The organism is Cytobacillus gottheilii, from assembly GCF_001636345.1.
In the GTDB taxonomy this organism is placed as follows: Bacteria; Bacillota; Bacilli; order Bacillales; family Cytobacillaceae; genus Cytobacillus; species Cytobacillus gottheilii.
This window is the reverse complement of record NZ_KV440945.1, coordinates 3840570-3857459: the sequence shown is the minus strand read 5'-3', so window position 1 is coordinate 3857459 and position 16890 is coordinate 3840570. Positions and strand designations below refer to the sequence as shown.

Here is a 16890-nt window from a genome sequence, read left to right as displayed (position 1 = left end):
TACTGCAATAAAAATAAACTAGATCACTTCCGTTGTCTTGGAATCCAGCAAATCATTAACGGCCTGCTCAATGACATTATCCTTTCCGCCATACAGCTTCTGCTCAGGGATAATGACATATTCACAGGCATTGCTATTCAAATAACTGTAGATAATCTGCGCTTCATCCAGCTCATCCTGATTGATTTCCGTCGGTGGCAGTGATCCTGTTTTTAAATAAGGATGAAGATGGGTCAGGATCAACTGTTTAAGATGTTCTTCTCTTAAGTCATATCTCTGTTTGTACAGCACTTTATTTCTCCTGATTAAAAACAGTTTCATCTTGTTTTCTTCTAAGTACTCCATTACGAGAATATAGTTGTTTTCGTTTGTGAATTGGAGAACCTGTCCTTTTTTATATAGAATCTCTGCAGATTTCAGCCATGTTTTAATCTCTGCAGCCATTTCAAAGTGAAAGTCTCCCGCCGCTTCAATCATCTTTTCTTCCATCTCATGAAGGATCTTCGTATCTGCTCCATGAAGTAAATCTAAGATTTTATCTAGAATCCTCCGGTATTCCTCCATTGCTGAGCTTTTAAAACAAATCCCTATACACTTGCCAATTGTATAGTTAAAGCAGGGTGTACGATGATTCATTGGGTGATTACAATCAATTTTATAAAATAGCTTCATCCCGTTTAATGCATTTTCTATCGTTCTTTGGCCGGTATAAGGTCCAAAGTAAAGGGAGCCATCGTCAATTTTTTTTGTGTTTGTCAGCTTAATAGACGGGGAGTGTGTATCCCGTTGAATTTTTAGATAAGAGTAAGATTTAGGTGTTTTCATCTTTCTGTTATAGCTTGGCTTTAGTTCCTTAATTAGTTCACACTCAAGCATGAAAGCCTCGAATTCAGTATCCGTTAAGATATAGTCAAAGTCTGTTAAGTGGTCAACTAATCTCTCAACTTTTTTTGTATGATTCTTAGAGTGATTCATATAAGATTGCACTCTGCTTTTTAAACTTTTTGATTTTCCCACATATATAATATGATCCGATGAATCTTTCATTAAATATACACCTGGAGAAGAGGGAAGCTGCTTTGCCTTATCCTTGATATTCATCGATCATCACTCCACTCTCAATACTTTTTATGATTGTACATTAGAATATTTAAAAACAATAAAGGAAAATAAGTCCTTATGAGAATAACATAACAAAAAATCAGTCATGAACCTCTGCTTAAACGTATAAGTTACGGTAGGAGGTGTTCAGTTAGTGGTTACTGTTTTATCCATAACTGCTGCAGTTATTTTTCTCTTGATCGCTATTTTTCAGGTGCTGCTGGCACTTGGTTTTCCGTTAGGAGAATTTGCGCTTGGAGGCTTTCATAAGGTCCTGCCGAAAAAATTGCGTTTTGTAAGTATAGGAAATGCCGTCATTTTATTTTTATTTGCATGGATTTTTTTACAGCATGCATCTGTTTTAGAAAGTATTTTGCCTTTTTCAACACATGTGTTTGTTTGGATCATTGCCATTTTTTTAGCATTAAACTCGATTGCAAATTTGTTCTCTGTTAGTAAAAAAGAGAAATACGTCATGACCCCTTTATCTGCTGCAGCGTGTATCTTATGTTTCTGGATTGCTCTATTATAAAACTTTCAGATAGGCGGTGTCTGTATGAATAAATTAGCATCAAAACGTTTTTGTAGAAAAGAATACCTCACAATAGATGGGCACAAACACGGCATGTTTATCGAAGGTACCAGTCCCGATCACCCAGTTATGCTGTATCTGCACGGAGGGCCAGGCTATCCGCAATATCCAATGATCCAATCTGCAGGTTTAAATTGGAGTGACTATGTAACGGTATGCTACTGGGATCAGCGGGCAGCGGGCATGTCTTACAATTCAAAAACGCAGGGAAAATTGACGATTGAACGATTTGTTCAAGATGCACTAGTCGTCACCGCTTTTTTAAAAAGGGAATATAAAAAAGAGAAAATCTATTTGTTCGGACATTCTTGGGGAACGTTAATAGGCTCTATTTTAGCCAGCACTTACCCAGAGCACTTTATTGCCTATATTGGTGCGGGACAAATGGGAAGGCATCTGCAATCAAATGCAGATACTGTGGAATTCCTCTTGCAAACGGCAATTGAGAGAGGCGACCAAAAGGCTGAAGAGGAAATTCGAAAGGTGCAGATTGATGAGCATTTTTATAAGGATAATCAGTATCGGAAGGTGTTCAGCCGTTATTTAATCAAATACGGAGGAGGAATGAAGAGAGCTGATTATTCACAAATGAAAAGCTTGTTAGAATTGTTTTCGTGCAGAAGGTATACCTGGATAGAAAAGCTGAATATTCCAAAGGGGATTTTTATGAGCTATGAGGCATTTGCAGAACAGCTGGCGAAGCTTGATGTGGCCGAACTAGCACATGAGTTTAAAATTCCGGTATACGTTGTGCAGGGAAAATACGATTATCAAACCTCTTATAAAGAAGCGAAGCGGTTTTTTGATAGCATCACTGCACCTTATAAAAAAATGTATACGTTTGAAAACTCTGCACATTCACCCTTTTTAGAGGAACAAGAAGCATTCATGGAAATCTTTAAAGATGAAATCCTCTTAATGCAGAAATAAATGAAGAGGCTGTCCAAGTGTTTTGCTTTTGGAGGCCTCTTTATGATTTGCAAATGTATTAATTATTTAAATCATGTAAACCAGGTGCATGCTCATTTGGCATATCTGGAAGCTCAGGAACTGGATAACCTTTAGGCGGTTCAGTTACTGCAAGTTCTCCGCCATTTCTGCTTGGCGTTGTGCCAGAAAAAACTTCACCGATTCTTGTTTGATCAAGACGGAAATTAAATTGAGCATTGTGGAAGCCCATATCCACATATTTGCGGCATTCAGGATATTTATTTAGGTCGTAGTTAGGAACAGGGAATGTTTTGCCCCAATCAACGCCTAATGTTTCTAAAGCTTTAGCAAAAGCATTTTGATGAGCGTTATCTCGGACCATTAAGAAAGCGATTGTTTCTCTTAATGTTTTGTTGCTGCTCATTTCATAAATGCGTGATTTTTGCAGAACACCTGTTGATTCGAGGACAACATTATTAAGAAGATTGGCAACTAGATTTCCATGATCATAAACCCAAGAGCCATTCCACGGATTTCCGCCAGCATCAACAGGCAGTGATGCTTTTGCGCCCATAATATAATGATGAGGGTTTGCTCCAGATTGGATCACATCGTCAAGCGGTGCCCCATCAGATGCTTGATTTCCTGGAAGCTCGCCTCCAGATTCATTCAGCAGCTGGTTAATAGTAGTCTGTACAAGCTCAATATGACTGAGTTCCTCTAGAAATACACCTCTGATTAGATCACGATACTGCTTTGCATTTCCTCTAAAATTTGCACTTTGAAAAGAGAACTGCATCATGGTTCTCATTTCCCCAAATTGTCCTCCAAGTGCTTCCTGCAGAACCTTTGCTGCAGAAGGATCTGGACGATCAGGAACAATCATATTGATTAAATCTTCACGATAAAAATACACGGCACCAACCGCCTTTCTTATAAATTCACATTTATTTTGCCTAAGAAAAAATTTCCTATACAGGCTGATTTAACGATTTCTGCTGATAAAAGAATAATGATGAAAAATTAAAAACTTTAATATAGGCTGTTTTCGCTGTGAACATATAAATGAGCAGAAGTTGATTTCTGCGGGGAGGGGCAGAGAGTGGCATCTATCACTTTTTCATTTCAATCAACAGGCATAGTGCGAAATTGATTTTCTTAAAAATTGTGAGAATGAAAAATAGGCGGAGGAATTCCGCTTAAATCGTAAAATCACTTAAAATCTGCCTAAATAGACGGATATATTCCGACTAACTGACCAAAAAACGTGCAAATGAGCGATCTTATTCAACATAGCCGGAAAACCTCCCCTTATTTCGCCGGAAAATAGATCAATTTTGGAAATAAGGGTAAAACCTCCGCTTATTGTGACTGCTTCATCTGGTAGGGCAGGATTGGGAGAAGAATAGCCTGTCTAGTAATGGGAGATACGATAAACTTCAATAATTTATCACTCTCCCTTGGAGATCTTGTATTATCCAATTTTCTTAGGGCTGGTAATTGGAATAGGTGCACCGCCGTATTTAGCAGGCTTAGTATGTCCAGATATTTATATTGTAGATGAAGAAAACATCATTTCCATATGGAAAACAAGTATAAATAATAACTGAGATTCTTCTCTTTACATACCCTTTAGGGGTATGTTATTCTGAGTATAAGTTAGGAGGGATTAGTATTGGTGAATTCATGTTGTGATACTGGTCATATAATTTCTGACCGAAGAAGTCATCATTCTGAAGAGGTTAAAAAGAATCTAACTTCCCGCTTAAATCGCATTGAAGGTCAGATACGAGGCATTAAAGGGATGATTGAGAAGGATGTTTATTGTGATGATGTTATTACACAGCTAGCTGCGACTCAATCGGCACTGAATAGTGTAGCTAAGATTTTATTAGAAGGCCATCTAAAAGGCTGTGTAGTTAACCGGCTTTCAGAAGGCGATCTAGAGGTATTAGATGAATTTGTAGTTACCGTTCAAAAGTTAATGAAAAAATAATTATATTTTTTTAGGTTTATATATACCCCTATAGTGTATATAGTGATAAATATAACATCATGTTAAGGAGAGAATACTTATGAAAAATGTAACGTTAAATGTACAAGGAATGTCATGCGGACATTGTGTAAAAGCGGTAGAAGGCAGTGTTGGTGAATTAACTGGTGTTGAACAAGTAACTGTAAAATTAGATGATGCGCAAGTAGAAGTTGTTTATAATGAATCACAAGTTTCTCTTGAAAAAATTAAAGAGACGATTGATGATCAAGGATATGACGTAGAATAAGAGTGCTTCTATAGCACTCTCTCATTTTAATAAATATATACCCCTATAAGGTATGTGAGGTGAAAGGTATGAGCTCTCTAGCCAATGAAGCCAAAGAAGCTAATATACAAATTACAGGTATGACCTGTGCAGCATGTGCGACCCGGATTGAAAAAGGTTTAAACAAAATGGAGGGTGTACAGTCTGCAAACGTCAACCTAGCTCTCGAAAAGTCTTCCATTAAATATGATCCATCAAAATTAAGTGCTGCAGATTTTGAGAAAAAAATAGAAGCACTTGGCTATGGCGTTGTAAAAGAAAAAGCAGAATTCGAAATTACAGGCATGACCTGTGCAGCATGCTCCTCCAGGATTGAAAAAGGACTAAATAAAATGGAGGGCATTGCCTCAGCAAATGTCAACTTAGCACTTGAAAAAGCTACGGTTGAATTTAACCCAACCGAAGTAAGCATCGGAGACATTATTGGGAAAGTGGAGCAACTGGGTTACGGTGCACACCAAAAAAAAGATGACAAGAAAGAACAAGTAGATCATCGGGAACAGGCAATTAAAAGTCAGCAGAGAAAATTCATTATCTCAGCCACTCTATCACTGCCTCTTCTTTGGACGATGTTCGGACACTTTTCATTTACATCGTTTATGTATGTACCTGATTTATTGATGAACCCATGGTTCCAAATGCTATTAGCAACACCAGTTCAATTTATTATTGGTAAGCAATTTTACGTTGGTGCTTATAAAGCACTTCGAAATGGAAGCGCCAATATGGATGTACTTGTTGTAATGGGTACATCAGCCGCTTACTTCTATAGTGTCTATCAGGCGATTGTTTCGGTTGGAGAACATCATGGTCCGCATCTTTATTTTGAAACAAGTGCAGTGTTAATCACACTCATTCTTTTAGGAAAATTATTCGAAGCAAAAGCAAAAGGACGTTCATCTGAAGCAATCAAAAAACTAATGGGGCTTCAAGCGAAAACAGCGATCGTTTTACGTGAAGGAGAAGAAAAAGAAGTCCCTTTAGACGAAGTAGTGATTGGCGACACCATCCTGGTAAAACCAGGAGAAAAGATTCCTGTGGATGGTGAAGTTTTAGAAGGAACAACAGCTGTAGATGAATCCATGCTGACAGGTGAAAGCCTGCCAGTTGATAAACAGACAGGTGATGTTTTATACGGTTCTACTATTAATAAAAATGGTTTCATTAAAATGACAGCAACAAAAGTGGGCCGAGATACAGCATTAGCGCAAATTATCAAGGTTGTCGAAGATGCACAAGGTTCAAAAGCACCGATTCAGCGTCTGGCCGACCAAATTTCAGGCATATTTGTTCCGATCGTAGTCGGGATTGCCATTCTGACATTTCTTGTTTGGATTATTTGGGTTCAGCCTGGAGAGTTTACGCCGGCATTGGAAGTATTAATTGCCGTGCTCGTTATTGCTTGTCCATGTGCACTAGGGTTAGCAACGCCTACTTCTATAATGGCAGGAAGCGGGCGTGCAGCTGAATTCGGCATTCTTTTCAAAGGGGGAGAACACCTGGAGCAAACCCAAGGCATTGATACTGTTGTTGTTGATAAAACAGGTACTGTCACACATGGGAAACCGGTTTTAACGGATGTTTTAACAGCTGAAGGCCAGGATGAGGAACAATTTTTATCCTATATTGGCACAGCTGAAAAACAATCTGAACATCCATTGGCAGAAGCAATTGTCCAAGGAATTCAGGAAAAAGGCATTGAACTTGGAGATGTTCAATACTTCGAAGCCATTCCTGGCTATGGTGTGCAAGCGACGATCTCAGGTCAGGCTGTAATCGTTGGTACACGGAAGCTTATGCAGCAGTATGGTGTTGATGTTAAAGCAGTTCTATCAACAATGGAAAAATTAGAAAGCGACGGCAAAACAGCAATGCTTGCTGCAATAAATGGTCAGTACGCTGGAATAGTAGCTGTTGCAGATACCATTAAAGATACTTCCCGCCATGCTATTCGCCGCTTACAGGATATGGGCATTAATGTCATTATGATGACAGGTGATAACCAGAGGACAGCAGATGCAATCGGGAAAGAAGTTGGCGTCAATTCAGTGATCGCTGAAGTGCTTCCTGAAGGCAAAGCAGATGAAGTGAAAAAGCTGCAGGAGCAAGGAAAGAAAGTAGCGATGGTTGGAGATGGAATTAATGACGCACCAGCACTTGCGACAGCAGATGTGGGGATGGCAATTGGCACTGGTACGGATGTAGCTATGGAAGCAGCCGATATCACACTTATTCGCGGAGATCTAAATAGTATTGCGGACGCGATTCTCATGAGCCGCAAAACGATGCGCAATATTAAACAAAACCTATTCTGGGCATTTGCCTACAACACAATTGGAATTCCAATTGCCGCAATCGGCTTGCTTGCACCATGGGTGGCAGGAGCAGCTATGGCATTCAGCTCCGTATCTGTTGTCTTAAACGCATTGCGATTACAGAGAGTTAAATTATAAAAAACAAATGAAGAGTAAACTGCCTGATCGCAGTTTACTCTTTCATTCATATAGGGGTGTGAGAGAATGCAAGAAACACAGAAAAAAGTAAAACTGGCGATTAACGGCGGGATAACGTTTGGAGCCAAACTGAATGCGAAACAGCTTGGGACGATCACAGAATACATGAATGATGAAGATGAACTGGAGTTAACCACCTTTCAGCAGCTTTATATAGAGGTTCAAGAAAGCAAGGCTGAAGAAGTCGAGGCAAAGCTTCGAGAGGTTGGATTGTCCTGTTACCCGGTTGGAAACTATGTAAAAAGCTTAAGAACATGCAACTTTTGCAAAGGTTCAGAAGAAGAAGGCATGCCCGCAGCAATTGAATTAAATAACCGCATTGCCGGAAAGCCGGTTCCGTTTACTCTTCGGCCAGCATACACAGGATGTCCGGTGGGTTGTGGAGAGCCGCTTGTAAATGATATTGGCGTCATGAAAATTAAGGATGGGTATCATCTATATCTTGGCGGTAAAGCAAAAGGAAAAGATGCGCATGTGGGTACTTTATTCATGGAGAATTTAACACCAGAAATGCTTTATAAAGCAGTTGAGAACATACTGGATATCTATGCTGAATATGGGAAGAAGAGAGAGCCATTCTTCAAGTTTCTGAATCGATTTGGGCTTGAAAACTTGAGAAATCTCGTGGCACTATAATGATCGACCAATCATAAAATTTTTGCTAATCTTAAAGTGAGTAAGTCTAGAAACAACGTAAAACGCAGAGAAATGAGATCAATTATATGAAAAGAATAGAGTTCCTGCACTGGGTTTTAGAGATTGATGTAGACAAAACGAAAGATTTTTATAAGAAAGAACAAGAGGTTTGTACATGTTTGGATTGTAAAAATTTTAGAAAAGCATGTAAATATATCAACAGCTCTGTAATGGAGCTGTTTTTGCAGTTAGGCGTAGATCCGTCGAAACCAAGTCTGTTATCTGAATTTGGAGAAGAAGAGGATGGGAAGCGGTTGTACATAGGGAATTACCATTTGACAGGTAAAGTAGTGAAAGGACCCACTTGCACAAGTTCGACCTGGAATGCTGAAAATACATCCACCTTTGGAGATGCAACAATTGGATTTGAAATGGATCATATAGATACTCTTTCTTCTCCTGTATTACAAATAGGTTTTGAAATGAAACTGCCTTGGGTTTTAAAGGATGATCTTGAGCAGGATGAATAACGGTTTACTTTTAAAAGATGAATAAGAAATGGAGAGGTTTTTATGAAGCCTAAAATGAATAAAAAAGAATTAGCTCATAAAGATGACATTTGGAATGCAGTAATCTCTGCTTTACCTGAATATGTTTATTCTGCAGAAAACAAAACAGCAAAAGAAGCTTTTACGGTATTTCAATACTACTCCGAAATGGAAAGCGGCGGGCATGAAATTTTACTCAATTGGACTTCCGATTATATAAAAGAAGTAGGAATTAAAGCATATGTAAAAGAATTAATAGAGAGTCTCGAGAAGATAAATGCCCATGCTTATGCTGCGATCATCAGAAAATACGGGGAGCAAATGTGGAAGCTGCATATCTCCTTAGAAAATGATGAAGTGGAAGAAAGTGAATACTATGAAGTTATTGAAAAAGCTGATGGAGAATATTACAGTTTGGACGATCAATTAGCTGTATTATTAGAAGCGTATTTCGTGGAAATTTATGAGGAATTGATTGATGTGGTGGAGGATTGAGTGTTTAGTAAAAAAAGGATGGAACAATCTAAAAGCCCATCCTTAAATACAGTATATTCTAGCTTTCAAAACAAGTCCGTTCCACCTGCGCTGCGGACACTTGCTTTCCGCTGGGGAGCTAGCTGAGCATTCTCGGCAAGCCTGTCGGGTCTCAACCTTTGCTCTACTTCCCGCAGGAGGCGAGTGTCCTCCGCTTCATTTCACTCAGGTTTAAACATTATATTTCTAATCAATCATTAAAAATGTAAGTTTCTAATCTTGATTATAATCGACTCGTCCAGTTATTGAAAAATTCCCTCTAAAGCCGACTACTCAATTAGTTCCTTGAACTTCTCTATAACATCTCCCTTCAAAATTTCCTCTTGATAAAAATGATTCACATATACAGTTAGGATCATTTCGTTTTCTTCGTTTATTTCAATTTTGCTAAGAACAGTGTTAATGATGTCCGCCAATTCCTGAGGGCCACGATACATCGTGTTCCATGCACGCACTTGTAATTCCAAGTCATCACTTAAAGCCGCATCTTCCAGCTCGTCTGCTGGTACAGGCTCATTTTGCTGTTCATAAGGGTTTTCATATGTATCAGTGTAAATAAACTGAAGAGGAGAGTATTCTTCGATATCATATGTATACTGTCCTTTCGAAGTGGTAATAAGAATTTCATCATCGGTCATTTCTAATGATCCATTATCAATAAGAAGTTGATTTGAATTCATTTTTATTTCAATCTCAGCATCAGGTGTAAAAAGCCAATAGCGGTGATCAGGATTCAGCTCTGAAACGTATTCTTCAAGAGATGTGGATTCAAACCGATCTTCATCATATAGTAGAGAATATTGCTTTGGGCGATAGAAACTGCGGGCATCGACATCCTTCATCGTAATGGTCCATTGTGATGAAGGACAATCAAATAAAACGCGAAAAGCAAAGCCATCCTCAATTTTCTGAAGTTCATCATAGATAAAGTATTGCCCAGCCTCCAGCGGCAGATCTGTTTCTTCTGACGTAACACCTTTTAACATTAGATGAACATATGCTTTAGTAGAAAAGCCGCCTTCTGTATTGATATAAATATGAAGTGTATCACTTTCTCTTATGATGCGTTCGATTCTTCCATCATGAAAGCTCTCATTAAACACTTCCTGAGCTGCAGCTAATAAAAAAGGAATCGCATGCTCCGTACTCTTACCTGCAGCTTCTAATATCTGTTCAAATTCCTGATCACCTTCACGCATCCACTGTAAATAATCTTCTCGAACAGCTTTCGGAAGTGAAGGATGATTTAAAGTATTATTATCTAAATACGTAATAAAACGGCTTGGCAGCACTTGCTGAAGCTCTTCCCGAACTTCATCGAGATCTTCTTTTAATGAGGCAAAAAGATCCTCGCCTTCTTCCTCTGCTTCACTTAAAGCAATCTCCCAGTCTTCATCACTCTCGTGTATAGGCAGAAGATTTACCTGAGCAAACCTTACTTGTGCTTCTCTAGTTAAATGCCACATTAGGATCACCTCTTAAGTATTGGTAAATTTAGTATACTATAAGTTTTTGGTATATGGGATGGGATCGGTTTGCAGTATTTAAAAGGTGAAGAAGTCGTTTAATGGGAAATCTTTATAATTTGATAGGAAAACAAAAAAGTTTGATAGGAAAGCGATCGAAATTGATAGGAAAGTTAAAAACTTTGATAGGAAAATCAAAAATTTTGATAGGAACCCTACTATTCAATGCAAAATCAATCGAATTTAACAGCATCCGAGTTAAAATCTCCCCGCTTCTAAAGAAAATCAAACGAATATACAGGCACATCCCTCATTCAAGGGCCAAATGTTTGATTTCCTCAACTGAAATCAACAATCTTTCAAACTTTTATAAAAATTTCAAAACCAACCTTCAATTTCCAATTCAATAAATGATAAAATAGTAGTAATTTACAAAAATAGTAGGTAGGATAGGCTTGAAAGAGTTAATAAATAAGATTACTGCGTTTAGAGATGAACGAGGCTGGTCGCCTTATCATAATGAAAAAGATCTCGCAATTTCCATTTCGCTTGAGGCAAATGAACTATTAGAGAATTTCCAATGGAGAAGCAGCGAGGCGGCAGTTGCAGAAAATAAACAAAATATAAAAGAAGAAATGGCGGATGTATTCATTTATCTTTTGCAATTGGCTGAGAAGATGGATGTGGATCTAATGGAAGAAGCTTTTAAAAAAATGGAGAAAAATGCAGTGAAGTACCCAGTTAAATGAGAAAAAGACAGGATACAGGGGGAAATACATTCATGATCCCAGCAAAAACGGATAAGGTGCATGTCAGCAATATGAGTGATAGCAGTTTGATTGAAACACTTTCCTGGTTCGGTCAGCATAGTCAATCGCTTTACAATATTGCCTTGTGCCATTTCACAGACCATCAGAAAATAGAAGAAGTTTTTTATCAATCTATTTTAAAAACGGACAAGGAATCTTCACGATTTAAGAGAGAAACCTCATATGAAGGCTGGGTTACCGCAAACTTTGTACATAAATGCCAAGAGCTTGCTGGTGGTGGAAACCGAGAGGAGACAGAGGGAACAGAAGAACTGATCGCCGCGATTTATCAATTAAAAAAGCAAGAGAAGGAAGCTATCCTTCTAACTTATGTAAAAGGAATATCATATGATGAAACGGCAGCTCTGCTGCAAATAAATATGGATCAGTTAAAAGCCCTTTTAGCTACAGGAATTCAGTCCATCAGAGAGACAATAGGAGATGGGCCAGAATTCCAGGGCTGCCAGGAATTTATTCCACACTATCTTACTTATTTAAACCGGGCCATGGAGCGATCCGAAAAGATTGATTTTGAGATTCATCTATACCACTGTCAAAACTGCCAAGAGGATTTAGCGACATTCCAAGAAGTCACGCTGATGCTGGCAGATCTGCCTAAAAAACAGATGCCTGCTGCCATATGGAGAAGGATCAAAGAAAGTGTGGAAGAAACAGAAAAACAAAGACAGCAGAAGAGAAAAAAACGAAGAAGATTTGGCCTTATCACAGCTAGTGTTTTTACGGTACTGATCGCATTAGGATTTATTACAGGTATTTTTGCCTCTACTTATTATGCCCTGTCAGAGGGTGATCCTGAACTGCGCTATTATCTGCAGGAAAACCTAGGAGAGCGGCTGAGCCTGGTGGCGGAAGATAACGGGATTAAAATTAAGATTAAAAGTGTCATTGCCGATGAATATCAGACACTTGTTTATTATGAAATTGAAGATTTGGAAGAAGAGAATCAATATATGATGATTTATGAAGATGGAGTTACTGTGGAAAACGAATACCAAAGTTTAAACAGCATGATTTATCCGCGCTACTTTATGCCGGATATGGAATCGGATTTGAACAAGAGAGAAAAAAATGTGTATCATGGAAAGCTTAGTCTACGGCCACTCGTAAAGGATAGCGCGACGATTAACCTTAATATTAGAAGCCTTCATCAGGTGACTGAAGAAGGGAGTATCAACTATGAATATACACAGGCTGCAAAAGGGGAATGGGAATTTGAACTTCCTCTAACGAAACAACCTTCAACTGAATATACCTTGGATGGAAGTGCAGAAATTGACGGAACAGAAGTAACCTTTAATACATTGACGTATGCACCGACTTCAACCGTGCTTCAGTACACAGTAGAAGGAGATCCTAACATGCAGAGAATGTATACCTACATGATTGACCATTTAGAAGTTGATGAGACAGTCATTCAGTCAGACTATTACGGTTCTTACTATAACTCAACTCACAATAACAATGGGTCAATAACCACTGAAAGCTTGTTTGATCCTCTTTTAGGTGCAGAAGCAAATGAAATGAGCATTCATTTTGGATCCGTTCATTTATCGGTGACGGATTCATTAACCATTCCGTTGGATACGATCCAGGAATATCCTTATACATTTGAATATGCAGATAGCACCATTTCAATTGATAATGTCCAATCGAAGGATGCCACTGAAATTACGCTCAGTAATTATGAAACTGAGAATCGAAGTTTTGATTCCTTACAGTACAATGTTGCAACTGAAAACGATGCTGAAATCACCTCTATGGAAATGGATGGAGAAGGAGTGATTGTCGATAAAAACGGTAAAGAATATGATATTCATAATCCCACCATTCCATATGAAGAGCTAGTTCATCCCCGCCATATAAGAACTGTGGAGAGAACAAAATATTACGGCAACAATGTTAAACCTACTGCAATTGAACTGTATGGGTATGATTCTACTAAATACTTAGATGATGTGGTAAAAGTTAAAATTAACCCAGCTGAATAATGGAAATGAAGCCCTGATGTCGTAATGGTGAATTAAGACATCAGGGTTTTTCTCTTGGTGAAAAATTAGGATGTATTTGGTTTATATGCAACTTAGCACCTAAAAAATGCAACATAAGTGAAGTGCTATTGAGGAAAACGATCAGCTATTTTACACTTTAAAAAAATGAGGACTGGAGGAACTGATATGAAGGTTACGGTTGAGTATATTTCAACAGGTGATCAAGAAATTGTTATTAAATGCAAGAAGATGGATTCAACTATTCAAAGCCTCCTGACCTGCATAAAACAGGCAGATGAAAAGATATTTGCTGTAAAAGAGCGGGAAATATTTGTATTGCATTCAGGAGATATTTATTATGCAGAATCTGTGGATCATAAGGTGTTCCTTTATACCAAAAGTGATGTTTTGGAATGTCAGGATTCACTTTTAAATCTGGAAAAGAGCTTACACTACAGCGATATTGTTCGCATCGGTAAATCCCAGTTGGTCAACCTGATGCATATACAAAAGCTAAAAAGCATCCTTCACAGCCGAATAGAAATTACACTTACATCAGGGGATAAACTAATTGTTTCACGTCATTATTCACAAGCATTTAAAAACAAGTTAGGTATAAACCCATAAACGAAGGAGGGAAAGGAAATGAAAAAATGGCAGGAAATTTTTCTATTTATGTATGAATCAAAAGCAACAGCAGGTATGTACTTTATTGCCTTTGTATTTTTCTATCTTGTGCTTGGGAGTATTGATAAGAGTATGCAAACCTCACTGCAATTTTGGACCTGTATTCAACTCTTTTTGGCTTGTTTGCTCATCGGCTTAGGTCAAGTGATTATTTTATCTAAAAGGGATTTGACGGTGTGGAGACTAATACTATGGAGCGGCTGGTCTCTTTTTATAACCATCTTGTTTACAGAATTCTTTTCATGGTTTGCAGGGTATCCGAACTGGTATCGTTATACCTTTTATGGCGCTATTACTCTTTCATTTATCATTTTTGGGCTGGCCTTAAAATGGAAATTAAACAAAGAAACGAGAGAATTGAACATGGCTTTACACCACTATAAGGAAAATATAGACAAAATATGAAACTGTTTATTATCTCAAACGTATATAAAATAAGGAGAATCAATTTATGGAACGAGTTGTAGAAACAGTGTCAATAAACGGCCGTCAGTTGGAATATTCGATTTCGGGTGAGGGTGAACCTATTCTGGTTATGCATGGGGGACATTCAAACTGTTATGAAGAATTCGGATATAAAAGTTTACTTGATAATGGGTTCTCCATCATTACGCCATCAAGACCTGGGTATGGTCGCACTGTGAAAGAAATTGGCGAAAATCTGGCGACAGCTTGTGAATATTATCTGGATTTACTGAACCATTTAGGAATTGATAAGCTGCATGTTATTGGAATATCAGCAGGCGGACCGAGTGCTATATATTTTGCAGTTCATTATCCTCAACACGTCAAAACCCTCATTCTACAATCAGCAGTCACGAAGGAGTGGCTTACACCAGAGGATTTGACGTATAAATTAGCACATGTTATTTTTCATCCTCGAATCGAAAAAACGACATGGACATTGCTGTCTAGGATCAATCAGCTTTTTCCAGCGTTTATTTTCAAGCAGATGTTTTCATCCTTTAGCAGTTTAAGCTATCGGGAAGCGAAAAAGAGAATTGGTACAAATGATATTGAAGAAGTTAGAAAAATGAACAATCGGCAAAGATCCGGACATGGTTTTTTAATCGATTTAAAACAAGTAAACGAACTGCCGGGAAATGAGTTAGAAAAAGTACTTTGTCCTACACTTATTTTGCATAGTGCATTTGATGGCTCTGTTCCATTGGAGCATGCCTATTATGCGGCTGAAAAAATTTTAGATGCAAAGATTTATGTATTGGATTCATGGGGCCATTTGATCTGGCTTGGAAAGTCAGCCAGTGATATGAACGAAGCCTTAATGGAGTTCCTTAATAACAATTATTAGAATAAAAAGAAAACGATCCGATTTTTAGTGTTACAGTATTAAACAAGTCGTCCCATCTAATCTGAAAAGCAGGAAAAAGGGGGAAACAGAATGGATGCAAATCAAGTCAGCAACATGAGGCTAAGGCAAGCGGGCACAATCAATATGTTAATACTTGTTCTTCTCGCTCTTTTTTTCATTATTGTCAATGTCTTTACGCTAACGTTCTCTCAATTTTATTTAACTGCGGGGATTTTAATATTAATTCAGAGTGTTTTTGGTCTCATAAAGAGAGATTCTACAAAATCTATATTCCCAATACTTGAGCAGGCAGCAGAATATGAGAAAGAAAAAATGGGCAGTGAGTGGTATAAGTATAAAAGAACAGGACATATTTGGAGCTTAGTACTGGGCTGCATGTTCGTTTTGCAATCCGTTTTGTTCAGTGATTCTGGTGACAGTGTTTTTGATTTAGAGATCGTGCTGATGCTGATTATTGCATTTACAGTTTTTATCATGATTAATGTCAGTTTGATCATTCATTTTAGAAAAGTAGATCAGGCGAGCACCCCTTCTGCGTTTAAAGGCTATACGAGGAAATCTTATGCTGCTGCTTTTGGAATTGGAATAGCATTAGGGATTCTGCTGATCTTCTTTATTGTTTCACTTTTTTTACCATGACTTTAAGAAAAGGAAAGGGTGCAGGAAATGAAGGTTTTTATGACGCTATTTTTCTTTCTACTAATCGGATTATATGCTTTTAAATTTCTGCAGCTTCTCGTTAAAATGAAACAGAAGCCTGTATTGCCTTTGACGAATGAAGAACTGCAGGATATTCGTAAAAATCCTCAGACACCTGTTGAATTCCCGACTTTTTCTAATCATAAAACCGGCCTAATCATTTATGCCTTGCTGCTTGTCTATTTGAGTGTCATGGTCTGGATGGGGGTATTCTATTGGGACATTGAATGGGCTCTGTATTTGTGTATATTTCTTCCGTTAATTCATACAAATAATCTCCTGAACTTATTCGCTGTTTTAGATGATGGTCTATTATGCGGCACGCGGTTCGTACATTGGAAAAGCATCAAATCTTTTCAATTTATTCCAATTGATCAGAATCATAAATTTTATGGATATGGCAAAGAGGTGAATGGAGGCTATGAGCTGAAAATCCAAACAAATTTCCTTCCAGTCAGCTGCATTGTGACGTCAGAAAGAATGAAAGATAAATTAACAGAGATTATGGTGGAGGAGTGTACACAAATAGAAAGAGATCTTAATCACACAATATAAATGTTCGATATAAAATATTTTTAATTAAAGATAAAAATACGGTTGACTTCTTTAACTGTAAATATTAATATTACAGTATAAGGTGATAACGATTATCACTTATATATTTATTTAAACTGTAATTTTTTATATTACATTTAGACTAATACTATGTCGG

The 16890-nt window shown here is 37.8% G+C and carries 18 protein-coding genes; 15 read left to right on the top strand and 3 right to left on the bottom strand.

What is annotated here, in order from left to right; all coding sequences use genetic code 11:
• Window positions 1–18: 18 nt before the first annotated feature.
• On the bottom strand, window positions 19–1101 hold the full coding sequence (locus tag A6754_RS18790) for a GIY-YIG nuclease family protein (RefSeq protein ID WP_066449441.1): 1083 nt from the start codon (window positions 1099–1101) through the stop codon (window positions 19–21).
• Window positions 1102–1255: 154 nt separating this feature from the next.
• On the opposite strand from A6754_RS18790, the gene A6754_RS18785 reads away from it, so the two are divergent.
• Both A6754_RS18785 and A6754_RS18780 read left to right on the top strand, forming a co-directional pair.
• A complete protein-coding gene (locus tag A6754_RS18785) occupies window positions 1256–1633 on the top strand; it encodes a hypothetical protein (RefSeq protein ID WP_066449438.1) in 378 nt (125 codons plus the stop codon).
• Between the two features lie 24 nt (window positions 1634–1657).
• Complete coding sequence (locus A6754_RS18780; protein ID WP_066449436.1) at window positions 1658–2623, top strand: alpha/beta fold hydrolase; 966 nt, start codon at window positions 1658–1660, stop codon at window positions 2621–2623.
• 58 nt (window positions 2624–2681) lie between these two features.
• On the opposite strand, the gene A6754_RS18775 is transcribed toward A6754_RS18780, so the two are convergent.
• Window positions 2682–3539 carry a manganese catalase family protein gene (locus tag A6754_RS18775; RefSeq protein WP_066449433.1) on the bottom strand — a complete coding sequence of 286 codons (858 nt, stop codon included), beginning with the start codon at window positions 3537–3539 and terminating at the stop codon, window positions 2682–2684.
• Between the two features lie 759 nt (window positions 3540–4298).
• Between A6754_RS18775 and A6754_RS18770 the strand changes: the two genes are divergently transcribed.
• The 6 genes from A6754_RS18770 (at window position 4299) to A6754_RS18745 (ending at window position 9136) form a co-directional block, all read left to right on the top strand.
• Window positions 4299–4619: a metal-sensitive transcriptional regulator gene (locus A6754_RS18770; RefSeq protein WP_066449430.1), complete on the top strand. Its 321-nt coding sequence runs from the start codon at window positions 4299–4301 to the stop codon at window positions 4617–4619.
• 79 nt (window positions 4620–4698) lie between these two features.
• Window positions 4699–4905 (top strand): copper chaperone CopZ, encoded by a 207-nt coding sequence (gene copZ / locus A6754_RS18765; protein ID WP_066449423.1) that lies wholly within the window; start codon window positions 4699–4701, stop codon window positions 4903–4905.
• Window positions 4906–4973: 68 nt separating this feature from the next.
• The gene (locus A6754_RS18760) at window positions 4974–7397 is read left to right on the top strand and encodes a heavy metal translocating P-type ATPase (protein WP_066449420.1); all 2424 of its coding nucleotides are present in this window, start codon (window positions 4974–4976) and stop codon (window positions 7395–7397) included.
• A 66-nt stretch (window positions 7398–7463) separates the two neighbouring features.
• Entirely contained in the window at window positions 7464–8093 is a 630-nt protein-coding gene (locus tag A6754_RS18755; protein WP_066449417.1) for an NAD(P)/FAD-dependent oxidoreductase, read from the top strand.
• A gap of 86 nt (window positions 8094–8179) precedes the next feature.
• The gene (locus A6754_RS18750) at window positions 8180–8623 is read left to right on the top strand and encodes a hypothetical protein (RefSeq protein ID WP_066449415.1); all 444 of its coding nucleotides are present in this window, start codon (window positions 8180–8182) and stop codon (window positions 8621–8623) included.
• A 42-nt stretch (window positions 8624–8665) separates the two neighbouring features.
• Window positions 8666–9136 (top strand): DMP19 family protein, encoded by a 471-nt coding sequence (locus A6754_RS18745; protein ID WP_066449412.1) that lies wholly within the window; start codon window positions 8666–8668, stop codon window positions 9134–9136.
• 308 nt (window positions 9137–9444) lie between these two features.
• Here the strand turns inward: A6754_RS18745 and A6754_RS18740 are convergent, their stop codons facing one another.
• On the bottom strand, window positions 9445–10641 hold the full coding sequence (locus A6754_RS18740; protein WP_066449410.1) for a DUF4085 family protein: 1197 nt from the start codon (window positions 10639–10641) through the stop codon (window positions 9445–9447).
• A 455-nt stretch (window positions 10642–11096) separates the two neighbouring features.
• On the opposite strand from A6754_RS18740, the gene A6754_RS18730 reads away from it, so the two are divergent.
• The 7 genes from A6754_RS18730 (at window position 11097) to A6754_RS18700 (ending at window position 16733) form a co-directional block, all read left to right on the top strand.
• Window positions 11097–11390, top strand: coding sequence for a nucleotide pyrophosphohydrolase (locus tag A6754_RS18730; protein WP_066449402.1), 294 nt, complete (start codon window positions 11097–11099; stop codon window positions 11388–11390).
• Between the two features lie 32 nt (window positions 11391–11422).
• Complete coding sequence (locus A6754_RS18725; RefSeq protein WP_066449399.1) at window positions 11423–13459, top strand: DUF4179 domain-containing protein; 2037 nt, start codon at window positions 11423–11425, stop codon at window positions 13457–13459.
• Between the two features lie 186 nt (window positions 13460–13645).
• Window positions 13646–14086: a LytTR family DNA-binding domain-containing protein gene (locus A6754_RS18720; RefSeq protein WP_066449397.1), complete on the top strand. Its 441-nt coding sequence runs from the start codon at window positions 13646–13648 to the stop codon at window positions 14084–14086.
• A gap of 18 nt (window positions 14087–14104) precedes the next feature.
• Complete coding sequence (locus A6754_RS18715; RefSeq protein ID WP_066449396.1) at window positions 14105–14551, top strand: hypothetical protein; 447 nt, start codon at window positions 14105–14107, stop codon at window positions 14549–14551.
• A 46-nt stretch (window positions 14552–14597) separates the two neighbouring features.
• The gene (locus tag A6754_RS18710) at window positions 14598–15458 is read left to right on the top strand and encodes an alpha/beta fold hydrolase (protein WP_066449394.1); all 861 of its coding nucleotides are present in this window, start codon (window positions 14598–14600) and stop codon (window positions 15456–15458) included.
• 90 nt (window positions 15459–15548) lie between these two features.
• Window positions 15549–16118: a hypothetical protein gene (locus tag A6754_RS18705; RefSeq protein WP_066449390.1), complete on the top strand. Its 570-nt coding sequence runs from the start codon at window positions 15549–15551 to the stop codon at window positions 16116–16118.
• Window positions 16119–16145: 27 nt separating this feature from the next.
• Window positions 16146–16733: a hypothetical protein gene (locus A6754_RS18700; protein WP_066449388.1), complete on the top strand. Its 588-nt coding sequence runs from the start codon at window positions 16146–16148 to the stop codon at window positions 16731–16733.
• Window positions 16734–16890: the final 157 nt, after the last annotated feature.

Excerpts from the sequence above, each read along its gene's own strand:
- A6754_RS18790 (WP_066449441.1), bottom strand. The coding sequence starts at position 1,101 with ATGAATATCAAGGATAAGGCAAAGCAGCTTCCCTCTTCTCCAGGTGTA.
- A6754_RS18780 (WP_066449436.1), top strand. The coding sequence starts at position 1,658 with ATGAATAAATTAGCATCAAAACGTTTTTGTAGAAAAGAATACCTCACA.
- copZ (WP_066449423.1), top strand. The coding sequence starts at position 4,699 with ATGAAAAATGTAACGTTAAATGTACAAGGAATGTCATGCGGACATTGT.
- A6754_RS18760 (WP_066449420.1), top strand. The coding sequence starts at position 4,974 with ATGAGCTCTCTAGCCAATGAAGCCAAAGAAGCTAATATACAAATTACA.
- A6754_RS18755 (WP_066449417.1), top strand. The coding sequence starts at position 7,464 with ATGCAAGAAACACAGAAAAAAGTAAAACTGGCGATTAACGGCGGGATA.
- A6754_RS18750 (WP_066449415.1), top strand. The coding sequence starts at position 8,180 with ATGAAAAGAATAGAGTTCCTGCACTGGGTTTTAGAGATTGATGTAGAC.
- A6754_RS18745 (WP_066449412.1), top strand. The coding sequence starts at position 8,666 with ATGAAGCCTAAAATGAATAAAAAAGAATTAGCTCATAAAGATGACATT.
- A6754_RS18740 (WP_066449410.1), bottom strand. The coding sequence starts at position 10,641 with ATGTGGCATTTAACTAGAGAAGCACAAGTAAGGTTTGCTCAGGTAAAT.
- A6754_RS18725 (WP_066449399.1), top strand. The coding sequence starts at position 11,423 with ATGATCCCAGCAAAAACGGATAAGGTGCATGTCAGCAATATGAGTGAT.
- A6754_RS18720 (WP_066449397.1), top strand. The coding sequence starts at position 13,646 with ATGAAGGTTACGGTTGAGTATATTTCAACAGGTGATCAAGAAATTGTT.
- A6754_RS18715 (WP_066449396.1), top strand. The coding sequence starts at position 14,105 with ATGAAAAAATGGCAGGAAATTTTTCTATTTATGTATGAATCAAAAGCA.
- A6754_RS18710 (WP_066449394.1), top strand. The coding sequence starts at position 14,598 with ATGGAACGAGTTGTAGAAACAGTGTCAATAAACGGCCGTCAGTTGGAA.
- A6754_RS18705 (WP_066449390.1), top strand. The coding sequence starts at position 15,549 with ATGGATGCAAATCAAGTCAGCAACATGAGGCTAAGGCAAGCGGGCACA.
- A6754_RS18700 (WP_066449388.1), top strand. The coding sequence starts at position 16,146 with ATGAAGGTTTTTATGACGCTATTTTTCTTTCTACTAATCGGATTATAT.